Raw genomic sequence first — 23144 nt, 5'->3', positions numbered from 1 at the left:
ATTAGATTATAGGCTTTTATTCTTTCTCCGAGTCTCCTTAAGTTTCTGATAAAACAAGTCTAATTGAAAAATCATTTAGAAAACAGGCAAACGGTTTTTTAACTTAATTGATAAAATCAGCTCATTGTATAGCAAATAAAGTGTTATAAAGTACAAATTTTGTAGTTTTTCAAGGTTGTAGATTATAATCATATCAAAGGCTTTTGTTATGTATTTGTAATTTGTAGAAAAAAAGTATCGTTATTAACAAATAATTAATAGGATTTTTTATATTTACATGCCCTAAAATATTAAAAATCCATTGAGATTAATCGTAATATTCTTACTGTTATCGAGTTTTTGCTACGGACAAAGCTTTAACTTAGACCAAGTTGGTAAAGCCAAGTTGGTGCGTTATAATGGAGGGATTTCTGCTAATGCGGTTTACTACTCTGGGTCTTCCAATAGACAGCCATTTACATATTATTTAAATGGAAATTTGAATTTTAATATTGCAGGGTTGTATAACATCCCACTATCATTTACCTATTCTAACCAAGATTTTGATTTTGCAAACCCTTTTAAATTCAATAGGTTAAGTTTACATCCTTCTTATAAATGGATTACAGCACATATTGGTGATGTGTCCATGACTTTTTCACCTTATACCCTTAGTGGACATCAATTTACTGGAGGGGGAGTAGAATTAACACCTCCAGATAAGCCCTTTAAGGTTAGTGCTATGTACGGTCGCTTTTTAAAGGCTACCGAATACAACCCAAATGAAGAGGGTGGTATTGTAGCTTATAAACGTATGGGGTATGGAGCAAAAGCTTCTTATGAATTTGAAAAAATTAGCTTAGGGCTTATTTATTTTCATGCTAAAGACGATGAGAATTCTTTGCGTATCCCTTACCCGTCTGAGTTAGAATTGGCGCCTAAAGAGAATACTGTTATAAGCGCTGAGACAAACATCAATCTATTTGATCGTGGGCAATTAAGAGTAGAATATGCTATTTCTGGAGTCACTGAAGATTCTCGCCTAACGGATGAAAGAGGAGAGAAAGGAATGTTGTCTTTTCTTCTGGATGAAAACATAAGTACAGAATATTATTCTGCTTTAAATGCAAGTTTCGATTACCCAGCAGGAAATGGTTCTGTGGGTGTTGGATATGAACGGATTGACCCAGATTATAAAACCTTAGGTGCTTATTATTTTAATAATGATTTAGAGAATATCACTTTAAATGTGAGTCAGACAGTTTTCAATGATAAATTAAGCGTAGCTGTTAATACTGGCTTCCAACGAGATAATTTAGACAAGCAGAAAAGTTCGGAAATGCAACGTATAGTAGGATCCGTGAATTTAGGATATACCCATTCAGATAAATTATCATTAAATGGTTCTTATTCTAATTTTCAGTCTTATACAAATATTAGAGATCAGTTTGATTATATAAATCAAGTGGATCAATTTCAAAACCTCGATACGTTAAACTATCGTCAAGTTTCTCAAAATGCCAATCTTGGTGCTAATTACAACTTATTGGCATCAGAAGAAAAAAATAAAACTATTAGCCTGAATATGGTATATCAAAATGCAGTTAATCAGCAGGGAGGAACTGTAGTAGAAGGAGGGGAGAATTCATTTTATAATGGTGCAGCAGGATATACTGTGGGCTATATTCCGTTAGCAATGAATGTTACATTGGCTGGAAATGCATCATATAACACCGTTGGACAAGATAAATCTTTAACTTGGGGGCCTACGCTTTCTGTGGGGAAATTATTTTTTGATAAAAAACTGAGAACTAATTTTTCAAGCTCCTATAATGCATCTTATAGTAATGGAGATCGCCAGGGGAGTGTGTATAATTTTAGACTAGGAGGAAGTTATGTGTATATGGAAAAGCATAATTTCAGTTTAAACTTCTTGTCATTATTTAGAAATAGTGTAGCCAATAGCGTAAACGATTTTACGGCGACGCTCACCTATTCTTATACTTTTGATAATTTTAAAATTAAACTTAATCGCACAAAAAGGGATCCTCTTTATAGTGAGCCCACAGTACGTTTTAGATATAGAGATGTAACCTATGATGGTACATTAACAGAAGTTACAGAGCAGATAAGTAATGTTAAAAACAGCGATCAGTTTGCAAATATTCCTATTTCCCAATCTGGAAACTTAAATGTCTTATTTGCAACTATTCAAGAGCAAGAAGAGGCTAGTCCTTATAAAGAGCATGCTATTAATTTCTTAGAAGAATTGTATGGTTATGGCGATTTTTTACAGATATACGATCAATTATTGTTTAACGTAATCAATCAGTTAAAGCGGGATATGCGTCGTATAGATTATCAGTTAGAAAAACGTTTTGTTGGACTGAAGGTGGAGTTGGATGAGCATCCGTTAAAAGGGAAAGACCTTGCTAATTTATCAGCATCAGAAAAGGAAATGCTTGAGGATTATCAATTACAAGAAAAAGAATTAGTAGCGCGTCAGCAAAAAATGGTAGGACATAGATGGATGGAAGTAGCTCTGTATAGTTATAATTCTATGAATGATGTAGTCTATCCAGACGAGTTATTAAACGAATTCAAACAAAAAACATCGAATAAATCCTATGAAATATTTGCAGAAAGTAATGATTTAGAGAAAATTAAAGTATATTTAGAGCTTCAAATGATCGATTTCTATTATAAAAAATCACTTGAAGCTGTAAACCCAGACGCCTTTAAGTTAAGATATATCGATAAGACTGAAAACTAACCCTACTTATGAAGCAATTGCAGCTACTATTTATATTTCTATGTTTTGCTTTTTTAGCAAAAGCGCAAACATATCCAGTTACAGTAGTACCAACTATAAAGCAACCGGCTCCCATATATTTTTCTAATTATGCAGATCCGTCTGTAATAAACGGTCCGTTACAAGTACAAATAATCTTAAACGATCTTAGTATTTCAAATAGGGAGATTCGTTTTAAAACTTATTTTGAGGGAAATGGAATTAGTTTTCAAAGCAATGCAATTGTAAATGGAGCATCGCCTTTATTTTTAGAAGGAGGAATTCCTTTAGTGTTAAATGCAAGTGAGATAGCCCCTTATTATGAATTTACAAATACAACAGGCATAAGTGCTAATGTTTATGGGCAGCCAATACCAGAGGGATCTTATGAGTTTTGTTATGAAGTTTACGATGCCATAAGTGGCAATAGAATTTCACAAAAAACATGTGCTACCACTTATATTTTTCAGAATGAACCACCATTTTTAGTATATCCACAGAATAGAGCAGGGATTCAAGAGCAGAACCCTCAGAATATTGTTTTTCAATGGACACCGAGGCATATTAACGTTTCCAATGTAGAGTATGAGTTAACATTGGTTGAGATCTGGGATAATAACATAGATCCACAGGCTGCATTTTTAAGCTCTCGCCCAGTTTTTACGACCACAACCAGAAATACAACATATATATATGGGCCTACAGACCCACTATTGCTGTCTAATAAACGGTATGCATGGCGTGTAAAAGCGAAAGCTTTGCAAGGAGCAGAAGAGGTTGGAGTTTTTAAAAATAATGGTGATAGTGAAATTTTCTCGTTTATTCTAAGTGCTCCTTGTAAAACCCCGCAAAATGTTACGCATGAGGTAAAAGGAATGCGAGAAGCAAATATCTATTGGGATGATTTTACTACCGATATATCCGAATTTACAGTCCGTTACCGAGAAAAGGGAGAAGGAAACCAATGGTTTAGTTCCCGTTCTACAGCGAATTGGGTAACACTATGGGATTTACGCCCCGGTACAGTGTACGAATATCAAGTAGCCAAAAAGTGTGAGTTGGTAGACAGTGATTATTCAACAATAAAAAGCTTCACTACGTTTATTGCGGAGGACGAATCGGGACTTTATAACTGTGGAATACCGCCAGCTATAGATATTGCAACCCAAGAGCCACTGGTAGAACTTAAAAAAGGAGATGTTTTTAAGGCAGGAGATTTTCCTGTAAAAGTCCAAGAAGTAAGCGGGAATAATGGTCGCTTTACAGGTAAAGGTTATGTAACAATACCTTACTTAAAAAGTGTAAAAGTTGCTGTTGAGTTTACCAATGTATTTGTAAATACCGATAGCCAATTAGCAGAGGGAATGGTGATTACAAAGTATGATCCAAGTATGAAGAATATTTTGGACGTAGATGAGGCTATAAAAGATGTTACAGACGCAGGTGAAGCTGTTGGGGAGATGGTAGAAGGAGACAATGATCTAGACGAAATACGAGTGAATTTTGCTATTCCAGAGGGAGAGTATCAGTCAATTATTACTAAAGAGAATGGAGAAATTGTAGTAACAAATCCTGTTAATGGAGCTAAAGAAACCAGCCCACTTGGAGACGATAAAGTAATTATAGATAGTGAGGGAAATACCTATCACGTAGATGCAGGTGGTGATATTTCAGTAGGAGGTAAGATTGATAAAGGAGGAGCGGTAACAGCTACTAATGTAGAGGGCGTTGATAATAAAGGAAGATTACAATCCCTTACTTCTAAAGATGTAATTGTAACATTTGAAAACCAATCAAGTACATATGGTTTTGATGAAATTCCGTACTCAGAAAAAAGCAATTTAAATGAAGAATATATCACAATAAATGATGCTAATGGAAACGATTACGTTTTAACGCATAAGGCGGTAGAAAAGGATAAATCGGATAATATTGTTGCTCGTGTAAAATTTAATAGTGAAAACGTGAATTTAAAAGATTTACGTTTCAAAACACAGCAGGGAGAGTTGTTAAAAGGAGATAGTATTGCACCAAACCTTATAAATATTTCACTAAAGGGGTATTATACTTTTGAAAATGAAATTATATATGCAGTAGTACAGCCTAAAGATGCAACTGAAAAACAGCAAACAGCAGGAGCATTTCAGTTATGGCATTTAACAGATAGAACTGTGAATATAAAATTGGTAAGAGTAAACAATGCTGAAATTCCTACAGGCATTACTAGCCAAATAAATAAAATCTTTAAAAAAGGGGTTGCCTCAGTGAATGTTGAGGTTATGGACTTCCCCACTTCTATAGATCCAATGGAATTTGGAGCTGATGGGAAAATTGAAATAGGGGATAAGCCATGGCTAAATAGTTTTAATGATGAGCAGAAAAAGCTTATAAGATTATTTAAATCCAAAGACATTGTAGATAATAATACATATTATCTTTTTGTATTTGGTAATGATATTATGCCAAGTAGACCTATTGCTGGCTTTATGCCACTACAAAGGCAATTCGGGTTTGTATTTAATACATCAGCTGAAGAAGAAGGTAAGGCAGGAAATTTAGGACAAGTTATTGCACACGAAATAGGGCATGGAATATTTGCTTTACAACATCCATTTACTGAGAATGGAACTAGTAAAGGAGCTACAGATTGGTTAATGGACTATGGAAGTGGTAGTACTTTAAACCATATGAATTGGGCTCAAATACATAATCCTGATCTTAAATTTTACGTTTTCCAAGATGAAGAGGAAGGCGAAATCGCCAATAAAGTATGGTTTACTCCGGATTGGGTACCTTTTAAGGTTGAAGATACTAGGATAATTATTTCAAAAGTTGTGGATAAAACTTTTAATGAATCTGTTCCAGTTGGTGCTGTCCCTGGTTTTCGAGTTAATGAGACGAATTATTATGCAACTTTCGATAAAGGTAAATTTATTGGGTATTTCACAGAACAAAACGAGCTTGGGGAGATAACTACTTATACCTCTTTAGATAGTGATTCGGATGTTTATTTGTTTCAGTATAATGGAGGTTGTGGGTTTAATAGGTATTTTAAAACAAAATATTATCATGTTAATTCTATAATTTCTAAAAAGGGAAGATTTCAGTTTTATAATGACACCGAAATAGAGTATCAGGGTACAATTGAGTGCAGAACAGATAGCGATGCAAGTAAATTAACAAATGCTCTTAGTTTAAATATTTGCGATTATTTACCTGAACATGATAAAGTAGATGAATATGGTGTTAAAGAAGCTATTAAAAAGTTAAATGAGGCCTACAAAAGAAGAAATGCAGTAACGAACAAGATCGCACCTCGTAATAAAAATGATTATTATCATTTAATTAACATCTCTAAATCAGACTTTAACGGAAAGGCAGAAATTCTTGAAGATAAGCTGTACTTGTTAAAACAAAAAACAGGTATTGATTTTTATGTTGTATTTCAGCCTGTATCTGTTATGATGAATGAAGTTGCAAGTGATGCTTTTGCAGCTAAAGTTTTAAACGGAAGTGACCTGTTAAGTAGTGATAATGCAGTATTGATAACAGTGCCTTATGCTATTTCAAGTTCGGTATTAACAAGTATTAAGTGTGTGCAACCTGGATTTGCTCAAAGTAGCAATACTTTAGTTACTCAAAAAGCACTATCATTTAAGCAAGATAGTAAAGGTAATTTATTTGACTATGCATTGGGAGCTTTTACTAATTTAAAAAAGCCATTATTTATAAAAAGAGTGTTCTTAAAGGCTGACGGTACAATTTTAAGTTATGCTCTAGAAACAGAAGCTGAGAAAGGAAAACGAGGAGCCCCTTACATAAATCGTTTAGAGTTTTATAAGAGTCCAAGAATTGATAAAATTGATATGTTGACATACGTCATTGGACAAACCGATCCTAAAAATAATGAAGAATACGATATAGAACAGTATAGAGAGTTGAGAAAAAAATGGATTAATGATTTGAATGCTCTGATTTTAAGTGCAGATGTTGAAGAATCTGAAGCCTTAGAAAAAAATGATTTAAATTTTTGGAGAGAAGAGGATATTGAAGTTGGAAAGCTTCGTGAATTTTACATAACTGATGACAAACTTACAAATTATTATGTATCAACAAATTCTTCAGGTGGCTATATGGAATCATGGAAGATATTATTTAATAAATCAAAATTAGAGTCAAAGCATTTGTACAATTTTGATGAATGGAAAAGTGTTGACCAAACTTTGTATAATACGCTTGATGTCATTAGTTTAATACCTGGGGCTGATAATGCTACTGATATTATTGGTTCTGTTTATGCTGGTATTAGAGGAGATATTACAAGTCAAACTATTTATGTTTTAGGGCTATCTATTCCTTTTGTTGGTTCTGCGTATCTTAAAAAAGCAAAGTCTTTAGATGAATTTTATGCCATAACGGCTAAAAAGTATAATGGAAAATTAGACTTTAAACTTAAAAAAGTCATAGACATCAATGATGCAGATATTCAAGTATCACCGATTATAACAAGGGACAGTAGACTTGCTGAAAAAATAAGAAAAGGTAAAGTTGAGTCGTTTATAGATAAAAATAAAGTGAGCAAGATTTTTAACAATGCCACTAAATTTGACAAGAAGTTTAATGATGCCTTAGTTGCATTAAAACAAAAATATAAAAACGATCCAGATTTTGTTAAAAAACTGGATGAGATTGCTTCAAGCCCAGAGCGAAAGAAAAAATTTCTAATAGGTTTTGTTCTTGCATTTTCATCCGAATTGTTTGCCGATCAGATACTGGATTACCTTGGATGGAAAGACCAAGACTTGAATTACTATAAAACCTTTGCAGGTGCTGTTGCTGCAGGAACAAGAGAAGCTTTCGAATCGAATTCTAAAATTGTTAATTTACTGTATGATTGCTTAACCGGAATGGACTTTGATACAATTCTAGATTTGGTTTATTTGGATCTGTCGGAAGATGAAGCTAACACTATGATAATTGGATTAAGTATAGAATGTATTATACCAGTTGCTATTGGTGAGGCTGGGTCTGGTATATTCAAAGCAATACGAAATAATACGCCATTTGTTAAAAATGGATACTTGTATTTTAAAAATCAAATGAAATTATCAGACACTAACTCAAGCAAGTTACTAAGAAAGCTCGTAGGTTTTGATGAACTATTTGAAGGGCAAGGTAAAAAGTATAAAAAAGCTGCTGCTAAACTTTTTGACAGTGAAAATGGTCGAGAAGTATTGGATATAATGCTAAGTGCTAATTACAGTCTTCAAGATCTAAAACGGAAAAATTACGAAAGACTTTTAAGAATAACTGAAAAATATCAATATGATCTCGATGATTTGGCCAAAATATTCAGAAAAAAAACGGTCAATATCAATGCGATGATTAAGCATATGGATAATATGAAATATTCACCAAAAAAGTTTAATAAAATAATAGACAAAGTAATTAACGACAAAAAATTCCAAGAAGTAATAACTATTAATGGTAAAAGTAAAAAGATTTTAGATTATTTCAGCGACGATATTGGAGGGTTAGAATATTATTTACTAGATGAAAATAATATACGGTACTATGGAATCTTAAAGGATAAAGAAGGAGTTTTGTTGCGAATCGATAATGTTTTAAATGTTACTCTATCTATATCAAGCAACATTCTTAAAGAGTATACTAAACAAGAAGATTTAAGTGGTTTATTTGATAAAGTAAATAAGATTGATGAAGAAAAGTAAAATTAATAAGTCTTTGAAATTTAGGTCGTTAATTATTTATGATAGCTTTTATTTTTATAAAATATTAGATTCAAGATTATAGAAAATGGAAGTCTAGGTATTGATAAGAAAATAGTTGTTTGTTCCTTTTCGTTATCATAAACTTTTTGCTAATGTAGAATACAATATGAAGTCAAAAAAAGAAATAAATACAGGCTAAAAGCATAAAAATGAGGCTTGAATATAAAATTTCTAATCTAGAAATGCATAGTGTAAAGCTAAACCAAATGACATAGTATCAAAATAAAGATATGATAGTCGAACAAACATAAAGAGAGCAACCAATAAGAGGTATTACTGGATTACAAAAAGCAACAAATTATGAACCAAAACTACTTAACCTTATTAATACTATTTTTTACTTTTTCGTTAGTAGCCCATCCCGGTAAGGATAGTTTGCTTGTACCAGACATCGACACTACGGTAACAAGTAAAGTTTCCCAACAGCTTAACTATTTGCAAAAAATGGCGAAGTATAATGCAGGAGTTTTGGAGGAAACACCCAAAAAAGAAGCACGATCTAAAGTATTTAAAAGTTTTCCAGATTTAGATAACGCTTTAATAAAAAATAAGAGTTTCTATAAGTCTTTTAAAGATATGAGTCCAGAGTTTGATACGGCTTATTTGGAAGAAAATTTTCCAAAAAATCCTAAAGTGGATACGCTTATTAATCAGGCTATAAATGCTTTCGAAAAAGTAAAAGAATTAAATAATTTTGTTGATATTATTACAGGGAATGAATTATTAGAACTGCCTGTAGGACTAGGAGGAAAGATAGATTCGACTTCTGGTAATGGTGTGGAACTAGCTATTTCTGAAGTTAAATTTCATCCCGAATATGCAGAGTTCAACGCATGGGCAAAGCTAACAATTCCGCAAAAAGAGAAAGAACTTTATTTTGGAGCACAAGGGGTAAAACTCTCTCATGATGGTGCTCTTATAGATGGAATGCGACTAGTGCTATTAGGAGATGTTCCAATCCCTATTAATGGTGATAATTGGTTATTAACATTAAAAGGAGGAGTAAATCTAGATACAGGGGCTTATGGAGAGCAGTCTTTCGTGGAATTTGATTGTAGTGGACTTAAGGCTATTTCGTTGGAGGGAGATTTACGCGTTTCCAGAAAAATTTTACTTCCTATTGATAGTCAAGGAAATTATGTGTGTGGAAATGATACTAATAATAATGATTTAGCCGATAATTGCTATGTAGGAACTTCTTTTAGTATAAAGGCTAATGGATGGAACGATTTATTGATGGAAGTTTCGTTACCCGATTTTGAAATGACTGGTTTTAAAGGTTGGGGATTCCATGTGGAAAGAGCTGTATTAGATTTAAGTGATTTTAGAAATGTTGAAAACCTAACTTTTCCTAAGGATTATAATGATGTTTTTTCATCTTCTGATGAAAACCTATGGAGAGGTTTCTATGCTGAGGAAGTATCTGTGATGCTTCCAAAGGGAATAAAAAGAAGGGAGAAAGGACAAGAAAGAGTAACTTTCGGTGCTAAGAATTTGGTGATAGATAGTTATGGAGTTTCTGGATATTTCTATGGAAAAGAAATATTACCTCTTGAAGAAGGTGCTGCAGATAAGTGGGGCTTTGGAATTGATTCTGTAAGTGTAAATATTGCTATGAATGGTCTAAGAGGAGGATCATTAAAAGGGGCTATTCAAGTCCCTACTTTTGAAGAGCCCATGGGATACCATGGATGGATTGCTCCAGAAGAATATGGATTAGCAGTCACCCTTGCTGAAGATAAAACATTTAAAGCACCTGTATTTTCTGGGACTATAGATTTGAAAGAAAATTCTAATGTTGGAATAAAAGTTTTGGAAGACAAAGTTTATCCATTTGCAAATTTAACTGGTTCATTATCAATAGAGACGGACTTTGAAGTAAGAGGGGTAAAAGCTTTAAATAGTAAAAAAGATTTAAGTGTTCATAATATAACTTTTGAGCAACTGGAGCTTAATACAGAACCAGGAAAACCAATAATTGATGCAAAATCATTTGGTTATGATAGGGATATAAACTTTAATGTATTAGGGTTCCCAGTTGTAATTAATAATCTTCATTTTGTAAAACCAGGAAGTAAAGTAGGCCTTGCTTTTGATGTAAATATTAACTTGGATGATAATGGACTTGCAGCAACTTCTACTCTAAGGGTTTTAGGAAAATTAGAAGAGGGAGAGTCAATACATAAATGGAAGTTTGATAGCGTAGATTTTGGTATTCCAAAACTTGATACAGATCAAAGTGGTTATGGTTTTAAAGCTGAATTAAACGTATTTAGAAATGATCCTACTTATGGAGATGGTTTTGAGGCAGATGTAAGAGTAGGTTTTAAAAAGTTAGAATTAGTAGTAGAGGGGAAAGCAATGTTTGGTTCTACAGATTTTAGATACTGGTTTGTAGATGTATGGTCTGATAATAAAAAGGAGAATGGGGGAGGAAAATTATTAATAAAGTCTTTTACGGGGGGGCTTTCTTATAGAATGCGAAGAGAAATTAATGGCAAAGATAGTTTTACTCCATCCAAGGCAAAATATTTTCCGGAGGCTGATTATGGGCTGGGCTTGCGAGCCGGAGTTGAAATTGGACTTCCAAATCCAGGAACATTTAGTGGGAAAGCTTTTTTAGAAATGCAATTCAATACTAATGGAGGACTAAATAAAATTGGTTTTATAGGAGAAGGAACTTTTATGTCTAAGGAAAAAGGAGATTTCGCTAGTACTAAAGGCGAAAGTGCTAGTTTTCCATTATTAGATAAAGTTAATACTTTTTATGAAGATAATAAGCAGTTAGTTGACGGTCTAAGTAAGAGTGGTAATTTTTTAGGACTTGGTAAGAAAGCAATTCCGTTAAGTGATGTAGCTCAAAATGGGAGAGTTGGAGTTTATGTTGGAATTGAAAAAGATTTTACAACAAATACTTTTCATGGGGAATTTGAAGTTTATATAGATTTAGAAGGGATTAGGGGTGCAGGAACATCAAATCGTGCAGGATATGCTGTAATTCATGATGGTCCTGATGAGTGGTATCTACATTTAGGAACACCAGTGAACAGATTAGGTATTTTATTTTCTGTTCCTCCAGAAGAGTTCGAGATTGGTGGATATTTTATGACAGGAGATAATCTTCCAGATCAAGTAGCTCCACATCCAAGAATTCTACAAATTTTAGGAGATGATATCCTCAATGATAACAGAAGGGATAATGAATTAACTGCGGGAAGAGGCTTTGCTTTTGGGCTTAATTTTGTATACCGAAAGAATTTTAATTCAGGAATTTTTTATGCTTTTATAGAGGCAGGAGCAGGTTTCGACGTGATGCATGCCTATTATGCAAATGCAAAGTGTAAAGGACGAAGTGGCCCCGTAGGGAATAATGGATGGTATTCCATGGGGCAAGTCTATGCATATCTTTATGGAGAGTTTGGAGTAGAAGTAAATTTATTATTTATAAATGGAAAGTTTCCAATTATTCAAGCAGGAATAGCAGCATTGCTCCGAGGACAATTTCCAAACCCCGTATTTGTTGAAGGATACGTAGGGATGTATTATAGTATTTTAGGTGGTCTTGTAAAAGGTAGATACCGAATTAAAGTTGAATTTGGGGAAGAATGTATTATGGAGAATATGTCGGAAGCAGTGGGAGTTCCCATTATTTCGGATGTAAAACCTGCAGATAATGAGGGGAAAGTATCTGTTTTTACAGCTCCACAAGCGGTATTTAATTACACAGTAAATGAGAATTTTACTGTTCAAACCGATGAAGGAGAGAGAACCTTTAGAATTAAACTTAAAGAATTTAAAGTTACTTCCGAAGGGAAGGAGCTAGAAGGAAGATTAGAATATAATAGTACGAATGATGCTGTTAGTTTTATTCCTGTTCTTACGCTACCATCTAAAAAAAGAGTGAATGTAAAAGTAGAAGTAAGCTTTGATGAATATAAAAATGGAAACTTTTCTACATTGACAGATAATGGAAAATTAGTTACAGAGAAACGCGAGTTGTCTTTTATAACTGATAAAGCACCAGACCATATTCCATTTGAGAATATCACGTATATGTATCCAATAAAAGATCAGAAGAATTTTTATGGACAAGAATACAACAAAGGGTATGTGAAGATGGGTTTCTTTCAAGATTATTTGTTTAATGGTGATTATACAATTAAAGGAGAGTTTACTTCAAGCAATGGCACTGTAAGAAGAACCGATATTAAAGTAGACCAGTCAAAGAGCACAGTGTTTTTTGATATACCAGAGATCATGGTGAATACAGATTATGAGTTTAATTTAATGGCATTTCCTCCTGGTCAGGATGTAGAAACAGAAATTGTAGTAGAAGAGTCAGAAGTAGTTCTTAGTGATGAATCTGGGGATACTAGTTGGTTTAATAAAGACACTGGAGATGTACAAAATATGGATGCCAACGCTAGTGCAACGGTTTCTAATAAAAAGGCAGCAGCAAATAAATTAATAACAGGGAAACCAAAATCGTTATTAGAATTTGGGTTTCATACCAGTGAATATGAAACTTTCGGGAAGAAGGTGAAAAGTTTAAATATAACAGGTAACGTAACAAATTATATCTATGCTAATGTGCATTCTATGTCGATAGTTGTAAATAACTATGAACCCTTTGAAGAAGCAGAAATAAAGGGAGTGAAGTTAACAAATGGAGAGGCGTTGATCTCAGCAAAAGCTGACCTAAAAGATTCTTATTATAAGAGAAAAGTTTATCCATTGATATATGAAAATTACCCATTAGATGGAACGATAAGGGTAGATAGAGAGGAAGAGATTCTGGGAGTTCCTCCAGCTCGATCTTTTTACTTATCGAATAATTATATGGCAAGTTATTTAACAAATCCAAACTCTTACTGGGTTAAAAATAGAATTCCTTTTGTTTATAACCTTCCGTATCAATACAATGAAGATTTTGTTTATCTACGGGATAAAATAGTAAATAAATATAGTAATGGTAATGATGTGAATCAAGCAATGTTTGAGAAATATAAATATATAATGAATGGAACATTCCCTCCATTACCATTTGATAAATTTGGAGCGCAACTTATATACAGAACGCCAGGAGGAATTCATGAAAAAGGATATGATATTGACTACAGAAATGATTAAAATGAGGACTAATCAATATAGAAAGCAGCTTATTATCTTACTATTTATTTTAGGGAGCATTTCAGCGTTTACCCAAGAAATAGAAGTCCCTGAGATAAAAGTTATCACAAGGTCGTTAGAAAATAAGGTAATGTTACGTTGGGCACCAAATATGCCATATGCATGGAAAAAAACGAACGATATTGGCTTCTATGTAGAACGCGTAACTATTTCTAGAAATGGAGAGGCAGTTTTACCATTAGAAACAATTACTTTAAATCAAGAGCCAATCAAACCAGCTCCACTACCAGATTGGGAAACCATTGCAAATAATGATAATAATGCAGCAATATTAGCACAAGCATTATATGGTAAGAATTTTAAAATTTCATCTCAAGTTGGTTTAGATGCTGTAATGGAGGCGAATAGTCAGCAAGAACAACGATTTACATTTGCGCTTTTAGCAGCAGAACAGAGCTATGAAGCTGCTAAGTTAGCAGGCTTAGGTTTAGAAGATAATACTGTAATTCCTGGAGAACGGTATTTATATCGGGTTAAAGTTGCAAATTCAGAACTTTTTGATATAAAATCAGGGAGTGGTTATGCGGGAACAGATATGTATGAAGAGTTGCCAACTCCTATAGATTTTTCAGTAATTTATGGTGATAAGGAGGCTCAAATAAGTTGGAACTTTAGCTTATTAAAGAGTATTTATACTAGTTATAAGGTTGAAAAATCATTAGATGGTAATAATTATAAGCCACTAAATGAACAACCAATTTTTAATGCAGAAAAGAATACAGAAGATCCTACGCTATCATTATTTATGGTGGACTCAATACCAAATGGAAAAACTATACATTATAGATTGAAAGGAATAACTTCATTTGGAGAAGTTGGACCTGTCACAGAATCTATAAAAGGAGAGGGGAGAGAGTTGTTAAAATTCAATCCACATATTAGCCTTAAAGATATTGTAAATGATGAAACAGCAGTTATCGAATGGGAATTTCCAGAAGAAGGGGAAAGTAAAATTGAAGGATTTGAATTGCGACGTTCCAATACTGCAACAGGCATGTATGAAACCGTAGTTGACGGATTATCTCCGCAGACTCGTAAAACAACATACGATAAATTAAGACGAATTAATTACTTCAAAGTTATTGCAATAGGAAAAAATGGTACAGAAAACCCATCATTTGCAGCAATTGTGCAGCCAGTGGATTCCATTCCACCTAATCCTCCTATGCTTTTGGAGGGAGAAATTGATACAACTGGGGTTGTTAAACTTCAATGGCAAAAAAATGTAGAGCCAGATTTAGCGGGTTATCGAGTGTATCGATCCAATAATATAGAAGCAGAGTTCGCGCAAATAACAAATGTAGTTTATAAAGAGAATCAATTCATAGATACGATCCCAGTAAATAATTTGAATGAAAATATTTATTACAAGGTTTTGGCAGAAGATCAGCGCTATAATGCATCGGATTTTTCTGAGGTATTAACTCTTGAAAAACCAGATTTATCAGCGCCTTCGGCTCCCGTTATTAATGATTATAAAGTTGCAAAGGATGGAGTGCAAATAGACTTTATTCCAAGCTCTAGTGAAGATGTTGTTAGTTATGCTGTGTATAGAAAAGACTTGTTAATTGATGAGTTAGGGTGGGAGCAATTAGCAGTTTTAGATACTTTAAAGCCATATTCATACATAGATACTTCAATAGAGAGTGGTAAACATTACAGTTTTACTATCACAGCTCTAGATGATAATCAATTAGAAAGTACACCAGCAACCCCTGTAGCAGTAAGAACAGAAAGAGGGGTCATAAAACCTGATGATATCCGTTTTAATGGTTTTCCAAACAGAGAGTTGCGGATTGTCATATTAACATGGAATGCAAAAGTAGAAGCGGTTGTGGAATACAAACTTTACAGAGCTTCAAAAGACAAAAAACTAAAACTTTTTAAAACTTTTGAAGGGGATATTACTCGATACGAAGATTACGAGTTGGAAATTAATACTGATTACCGCTATGGATTACAAGTGGTAACAGAAGGAGGAGTATTGTCTGAAATTAAAGAGATAGAAGTAATCTATTAAAATTACGATTATGAAAAAGATTTTACTGTTGTTTGGATTTTTTACATTGATAGGACTTCAAGGAGTTTTTGGGCAGAGTGAATATGGATTTTTAGTTGAAGTTTTTCAGAGAGATTCGAATCATGCTAGTTTTGGGAGTGTTGCTATTGGACCAAATTTTTCGAAGACCTATAGAGGTACAGATATTTCAGGGATTGGTAGCTATGAATATGATGTAGCTTTTGTAGAAGAGGAAGAGTTTACAAGTGTTAGGATACAAATATTAGCTAGTTGGGTAGACTTAGATGATCCTATTTCTTGTGGTTTTGATGAGACATTAGATTATTCAAAAACAGATTTTAAGAACGGAAAGGTTGAAATTTTTGGAGCTTGCGATTTTATTATTAAGCTATACCCCTTACATATTAAGAAGGAAAATGATAAACCCATTTGTACTAAGGATGAAATTAGTTTATCCTATGGCTATGAATGGGAATATAGCTTTGATGCTATAAATTGGAATTCTTTCCCAGAGAATCTCAATATAAACAAACCTATATTTAATTTAGAAGAATTATTTATGGAAACTGGGTTGAATGAAAGAGATTGGAAGAATGAGGATGTTATATATTTTCATACAGGTTATCAAGATACTTATACTAATGAAAGAACTTACACTATCATCGGTTGCTCCCCAGAATTAGATAATTCAAAAACTACAACTACTAATACCACATGTTCAGATAGTAGTGATGGTACAGTAACTTTTACATTTATGGATGAACTGGATGATGGTTATAAGATGCGTTTTTATGTTTATGACTTAAATCAGAGGGTTTTCTTTGATGATGGTGCTAATTTAAAAAACACGGAATTATTTGAAAGCTCTGGAGAGAATGGTTTTCCAGAAGTTTTGAAGAATTATGAAGTGTCTACATTTAATAGCTCAAATCAGGTTATAATACCAGACTTAAGTTCCAGTATAGAAAGTACGGGAAATTCTCAAGATTATTTTGTGGTCTACCAATCTATTCAAGGAGAAGGAGATAATGTAGTCGTTAAGAGTGGTGAGATATCCGATAAATTTACAATTAAATCCCCAAGTCCAGTAACAACTACCAGTAGTAATTACATAGAGCCAGTTTGTGTAGATAGTAAAGGAAGTATTGTCATTAGTGCTTCTAGTGGAAAAGATTTTGACGGAGGAAAATATTGGTTTTCTGAAGATGGAGGAAATACTTGGTTAGCTCCAACACCCCCAACATCTAATACATATAAGTTTACAGACTTGGTACAGGGGTCTACATATAGTTTTACAAGTAAATTAGTTTTAGATAACGGAAGAGAATGCGAGAGTCTTGATTTTATTGAACAAAAAATTGAAAAAGTAGTAAATCCATTAAAATTTCAAACTACAGCTTATAACATACTTAAGCATCCAACCTATGAAGGAGCAACTAATGGAATAGTTCAAGTAGGCGTAAGTGGAATCCCTCCATTTGAGTACCAGCTGCTAGATGAAAATAACGAAGTAGTGTATAGTGAAAACAGTAATTCAATTTCGTATACTTTTAATAATGTAGCGGCAGGGAAATATAATATTAGAGTTTTAAATAACGGTAATCAGTGTAGTGTTAATATTGCTATTGTGGAGGAGTTAAAATCACCTCCACAGATAACTATAGATAAAGAGTATGTAACTCCTATTAGTTGTAGTAATGGTAATGATGGTAGTTTAACGGTTGAGGTAAAAGATGGATATATAAATAATACTTCTGATTATAGGTATGAATGGACAAAAAATGGAGTTTTATATCCTGGAGACTCTAATACAATTGTTAATTTAGAATCAGGGGAGTATACTGTAACAGTATTTGATAAGAACGACCCTCCAAATGAATTTACTCAAGTAACAGCAACGTGGGATCTTTCTGATCCAGCTCCCATTACTTTTAATAATGTGGAAGTGTCTCATATTACATGTAATGGTGCAGCAGATGGTTTGGTTAGGATTGAAGTTTCAGGGGGTAATGGAGATTTTGCTTATAAGTTTGGTAGAATGAATAACTTTAAGAAGTTTTCTGCAAAAGGGATTTCTGTCCTCGAAATTCCAATTGATAGTTTTGTTTATGAGGCTTCTTTAGAGATAGCAAGTGTTACCGATTGGGAGAATGATATTTTTAATTGTGGTGTGACATATAGCGAATTAATAACGGTAGATGAACCTATTAAACTTTCCATAAACGAAAACATAACCGATCATATAGATAACAACATTTTTGGAGGAGCTATTGGTGCGCTAAAAGTAGAAGCAGATGGAGGAACTGGCAATTATAGTTATGAATGGAAAAAAGACGGAAATGATTATATAGGAACCGAAAATACGTTAACATCACTTTCTGCGGGTAGCTACCAAGTAACAGTAACAGATGAAAATGGATGTACGGCAGAGTTATCATCGCCAATAATAATAACACAACCCGATGAATTATTGATTCCCGATACAAATATTAATGTTGTAGATGTAGAGTGCAATGGATTCTCTACTGGAAGCATAGCTGTAACTCCAGTAGGAGGAATAGCCCCATATCATTATAAATGGGAAAAAGTAGGTGATCCGAATTTTATTTCGGGAGACATTGAAAATATTTCAAACTTGACAGTGGGGAGCTATGTTGTAACTGTTACGGATGAATCTGGGTCAGATGCATCTTATACTTCTAACCCTATTGAAGTGAAAGAACCAGAAGCACTTCAGTTGACTAGTATTGTTGGAGATAATCTATGTTACAGTGATACTCAAGGAAGCATAGATATTACTGTAGCAGGAGGGACTGGTAGCTATACATATACATGGAGTAATGGTGCTTCTACGGAAGATATTACAGGTCTTAGCTCTGGAGATTACACAGTGACAGTAACCGATGAAAACGGCTGTGAACTGATCGAAACTATTAATGTAGAACAACCGAATGGAGCTATTTCTTTAACAATAGATGAACATAGAGATATTACAGGTTTTGGTTATGATGATGGTGCTATTTCTGTAACGATAACAGGAGGAACTCCACTATATACTTATGAGTGGTTCTCGGATACTGGTTTTTCTAGTACAGATGAGGATATTAATGGTTTGGAGCCAGGGACTTATACTTTAGTAGTTAATGACGCTAACTCTGATGAGGTGGGGAGTATCAATTGTTCTATAATTAAAGACTTTGTAATTGTAGAGCCTGAAAAATTAGAAATCAATATTGAAGAAACTTTCTCACTACTTTGTAAGGGAGATAGTTATGGAGAGCTTCAAGCTAATGCAAGTGGGGGTATAAAACCATACTCTTATATATGGTATGAAATAATTGGAGGAACATCAGAAGAGCTTTCTGTAAATGAATCTACCATTGTAGATTTAACAGCTGGAGATTATCAGTTACAGTTAACAGATGCCAATGGAGTAAAAGTGCTCTCTGAAGTTTACTCGCTCTTGGAACCCAATCTTTTGGAAATAAAATTGGAATCGCTGCAAGATGTTTTTTGCTATGGAGATTCAACAGGAAGTATTTCAATAAGTATTGCGGGGGGAACTCCTCCTTATGATATTTATTGGTCCAATGATGCTAATTCTAAAGATTTGCAGAACCTATCAGCAGGTACATATACCGTATCTGTCAAAGATGATAATGCTTGTTGGACAGAGGCTACTTTTGAAATTTCTAATGTTTATGAACCCATTAATATCGAGAATGTCGAAATTACAAATGCAAGTGAGTTTAGAGCTTCTGATGGAAAAATTTCTTTAGATATAGTTGGAGGAGCAACACCTTATGACATACAATGGACTCGATTGGAAGATGGGAAAGATATGGGGTCAACAACCCGTATAGATAATTTAATTAAAGGTAATTATGAATTGATGATTACTGATGTAAATGGATGTGGACTCACAGAAAAATACGAGGTTACAGAACCAGATATTGTGGAAGAGATTATTGTTAATCCAACTTGTTTTGATGGTTGCAATGGAAGTATATCAATTATTGTAAACAAGGGTAGTGGAAACTTTCAGTATGTTTGGGATAATGGTAGTACATCAAAAACAATTTCTAATTTATGTGCTGGGAAATATACAGTTTCTATAGAAGGGTTTAATAATGAAACTTTAGTGCGTACTTATGAGGTGATAAATCCAGAACCTTTGATAGTGGATTTGGGAGATGACTTAACAACTTTATGTAATGATCAAACAAGAACTATAGACGCAACAATAGCAGATAATAATGCTACGTATCAATGGTCTTCTACAAACGGATTTACAAGTAGTGATGCTACCATTACTGTGGGTTCTGCAGGAATCTATACTGTGGTAGTAACTGATAGTAAAGGTTGCCAAGGAACGGATACTATTGAGATTAAGGAGAGCGGTAATGATATAGGAGTAGAGTTTTTTGTATCTAGTCAGGTTTTTGTAAACGAGAGGTTTACGGTTGTCGATGTAACGAACCCAATTCCAGATACAATAGAATGGATTTTACCTGAACAAACAAAAGTAGTTTCTAAAGATCAAGATCAAGCTGAACTTTATTTTGATGAAGTAGGAGAATATGAACTCACAATGTTAACTACAGTTGGAGATTGTCAAGCATATCAGACAAAAACTGTTAATGTAATAGCGAGAGACAATACATCAACAGACCAAGAAGATGGGAAAGAGAGAGAAGCCAATATTGAAAAATTTATGGTATATCCTAACCCTACGAGTGGAGTTTTTGATGTGTCTTTAGAGTTAAAAGAAAAAGGAGACGTGAGTGTAAAAGTGTTTAATTTATTAAATAATAGTGTTGTAGCCTCCAAAAAGGGAACAGGAGATTCAGCATATATATTAAACTTTAATATCAGCTCTTTCTCCTCTGGTATTTATGCAATTGTATTGGAAACTCCAAATGGAATTGCAGTAAGAAAGTTAATTAAAGGATAATTATCTACCCTTTTAGTTTTGAATGGAAAATGAAGATGACATTTATTAAATAGATATACATTACAATAATTTTTATTTACTAAAGTCAATGTTTATTTTGATAGTTTTTTATAGAAATGAATTAAAAATTAGTAAAAAGGAACTTGGAGTTTGAATTAATTAATTGGAGAAAAAGTATATCAATAACGGATAAACTTAAAATAAGCGAAATAGGAAAACGATTTTAATTAAATGAAGAAAATTGCAAAAATAATTTTTGTGTTTTTACTGATTGTTAATGTTTTAGCGACACCCTTTACAGTTATAAATCTATTTGAGAAGTTTAATTACGTGAAGCATAAAGAGGATTTTGTTAAACAAAAAATGAAAATAGACTCCCTAATACAAAGCAGGCCTATAAGTACTAAAAAAGGGGGAGGGAATCTTCCAACTTACTTTTTATATTATGATGAAGGAAAATATATTCAGCTACAAGACAATTCTGAAGCTTTGCTCATGTCAAAAAAAACATATATGAGAACGATTGGGGCTCTTAATTATTTAGAGGAACATAATGATTCTTTATTAATATGGTACCACCCCAATATAAATGGGAGGTATGCTTTAAAAGAAGAAACAGAAATGGATACAGATGGTTTTATGCAGCAAATAATATTTAATAGTATAATGCTTGCCATAGCAGCGTATTCATTGCTTTGGCAAATTAACGAATGGAGAAAGCCTAAAAAGAAACAAGAATGAAATATTTAAGGCTTCGCTACTGCACAACTCTATTTTTTCAGGTAAAATGTAATAAGCTTCGCCATTAAGTAGAAATTACATAAAGTAAAAATAATCCTTACTTATGAGTTTCATAATAGGGAATGAGAATAGTTTTTTCTCTTATCAGCTGTATAGTCAAAAAAATAAAGAGATATAAAAAAAAAAGCAAGGGTAGAAATTTTTATTTCTACCCTTGCTTTTTATAGCTGATAAAGTTAAAATTAATTTCCTTCGGCTAAAAACCAAACATCCCCAACTCCATGTCCGTTAGTGTCTCCAAATGTATTATCGTTTGCAAAGTAGTATAATGGCATTCCTTTATAACTAATTTGTTTATTACTGTCATCTCCTCCACCAGTTGTATCAGTACGTTCAAAAATAGCAAAATCATCTGTATCTAATATCGATGGTCCAACTACTTCCTCTTCATAAAATGGAGGCCAAACTTCTGCACAACCATCATAACAAACACTTTCATTCATGGTAGTATCATTATCAAATGTATATAATGACATTCCGTTAATGTCAGCAATATAGTCTTGTCTTTCATCATTTACTGTTTTAGTAACCAACATAACGTTGTAGTCAGGACTCATTACAAACCATACATTTCCAGCTCCTTCTCCATTTGTGTCTCCTGCATTTTCATCATTGTAAAAATAATATAGAGGCCAACCTTTATAAGTAGTTTGCATAGTTCCATCTTCTCTTGTTATTTCACCAAAGTCTTCCGACTCATGAAGGCTTGTAGTTACAATATCTTCACTGTAGTATGCAGGCCATCTTTCTATACAAGTTAAACCATTTATAGCGCTATCAGGATTATCTGTACACATACTTTCACCAGAAAAATCTCTAGTAAAATAATACAATGTTTTTCCTTGGTCGTCTACAAAATAGTTTATAGAATCTTCATCATCAATAATTGATTTATTGGCAGTAAATAAGTTGTAATCTGTTTTTGCAACAAACCATACTCCGCCAACACCTTCTCCATTGGTATCTCCAACACTCTCATCATCCGCATAATAGTATAATGGCCATCCTTTATAAGTAACTTGTAACATAGAGCTATCGTTAGGACTTGTAACTGTACCAATAAGTTCGGCATCAATAGCATCACTTAATTCTAAGTCGTCAATGTTAGAAACTTCAAATGGAGGCCAAGTATTTAAGCAGCCTTCAGAAGTACATACAGATTCTCCATTTACATCTTTAGAGAAATAATAAAGGGTTCTCCCATCAGCATCGGTTATTACATTTGTGTAACCATTTACGGTGTTTACTTTCAAGGAAGTAGCATCTTCTATCTCAGGAAGATCAGAATTGTCATCATCGTTACTGCATCCAATTAAAAATGCACTAAAAATAAGTAGTAGTAGTACTTTTTTCATGATATTTTAAATTTTATGTTATTTATATACTCCAAATATAGGTATAAATTCTATATGTGAAATTATTCTAAATAAGAGATTTACTGTGTGAAATATTTATTTTTCACCTTTGTATATAGTTATTGTGTTGTGTTTTGTGCATTCTGTAGGTTGTAGTTGATAGTACTATATTTAATTTTTTATAGATTATAAATAATATGTTAGTGTAAATCCAACTCCAAAACTTTTTACATATAAATTATGTTTTTGGCGCTGCTGGGTG

7 protein-coding genes are annotated in these 23144 nt (G+C 33.2%); 6 read left to right on the top strand and 1 reads right to left on the bottom strand.

All coding sequences use genetic code 11. From position 1 onward, the window contains the following. Positions 1-301: 301 nt before the first annotated feature. The 6 genes from JM658_RS15200 to JM658_RS15175 all read left to right on the top strand — a co-directional run bounded on the left by JM658_RS15200 (position 302) and on the right by JM658_RS15175 (position 21467). Positions 302-2752, top strand: a complete 2451-nt coding sequence (locus tag JM658_RS15200; RefSeq protein ID WP_236960224.1) for a BamA/TamA family outer membrane protein — start codon at positions 302-304, stop codon at positions 2750-2752. An 8-nt stretch (positions 2753-2760) separates the two neighbouring features. Then, the gene (locus JM658_RS15195; RefSeq protein ID WP_236960223.1) at positions 2761-8502 is read left to right on the top strand and encodes a fibronectin type III domain-containing protein; all 5742 of its coding nucleotides are present in this window, start codon (positions 2761-2763) and stop codon (positions 8500-8502) included. A 360-nt stretch (positions 8503-8862) separates the two neighbouring features. Next, positions 8863-13692, top strand: coding sequence for a hypothetical protein (locus JM658_RS15190; protein ID WP_236960221.1), 4830 nt, complete (start codon positions 8863-8865; stop codon positions 13690-13692). Next, positions 13583-15772, top strand: coding sequence for a fibronectin type III domain-containing protein (locus tag JM658_RS15185; protein ID WP_236960219.1), 2190 nt, complete (start codon positions 13583-13585; stop codon positions 15770-15772). Before JM658_RS15190 ends, JM658_RS15185 begins: the two co-directional genes overlap by 110 nt. Positions 15773-15782: 10 nt before the next feature. Further along, complete coding sequence (locus JM658_RS15180) at positions 15783-20726, top strand: T9SS type A sorting domain-containing protein (RefSeq protein ID WP_236960217.1); 4944 nt, start codon at positions 15783-15785, stop codon at positions 20724-20726. 231 nt (positions 20727-20957) lie between these two features. Next, complete coding sequence (locus tag JM658_RS15175) at positions 20958-21467, top strand: hypothetical protein (protein ID WP_236960215.1); 510 nt, start codon at positions 20958-20960, stop codon at positions 21465-21467. Positions 21468-21709: 242 nt separating this feature from the next. Here JM658_RS15175 and JM658_RS15170 read toward each other — a convergent pair whose 3' ends face one another. Further along, positions 21710-22882 (bottom strand): hypothetical protein, encoded by a 1173-nt coding sequence (locus tag JM658_RS15170; RefSeq protein WP_236960214.1) that lies wholly within the window; start codon positions 22880-22882, stop codon positions 21710-21712. Positions 22883-23144: the final 262 nt, after the last annotated feature.

Origin of the sequence: Joostella atrarenae (genome assembly GCF_021764745.1) — a bacterium.
Lineage (GTDB): Bacteria > Bacteroidota > Bacteroidia > Flavobacteriales > Flavobacteriaceae > Galbibacter > Galbibacter atrarenae.
The sequence above is the reverse complement of the archived record's forward strand: the minus strand, read 5'-3'. Positions and strand labels throughout refer to the sequence as shown.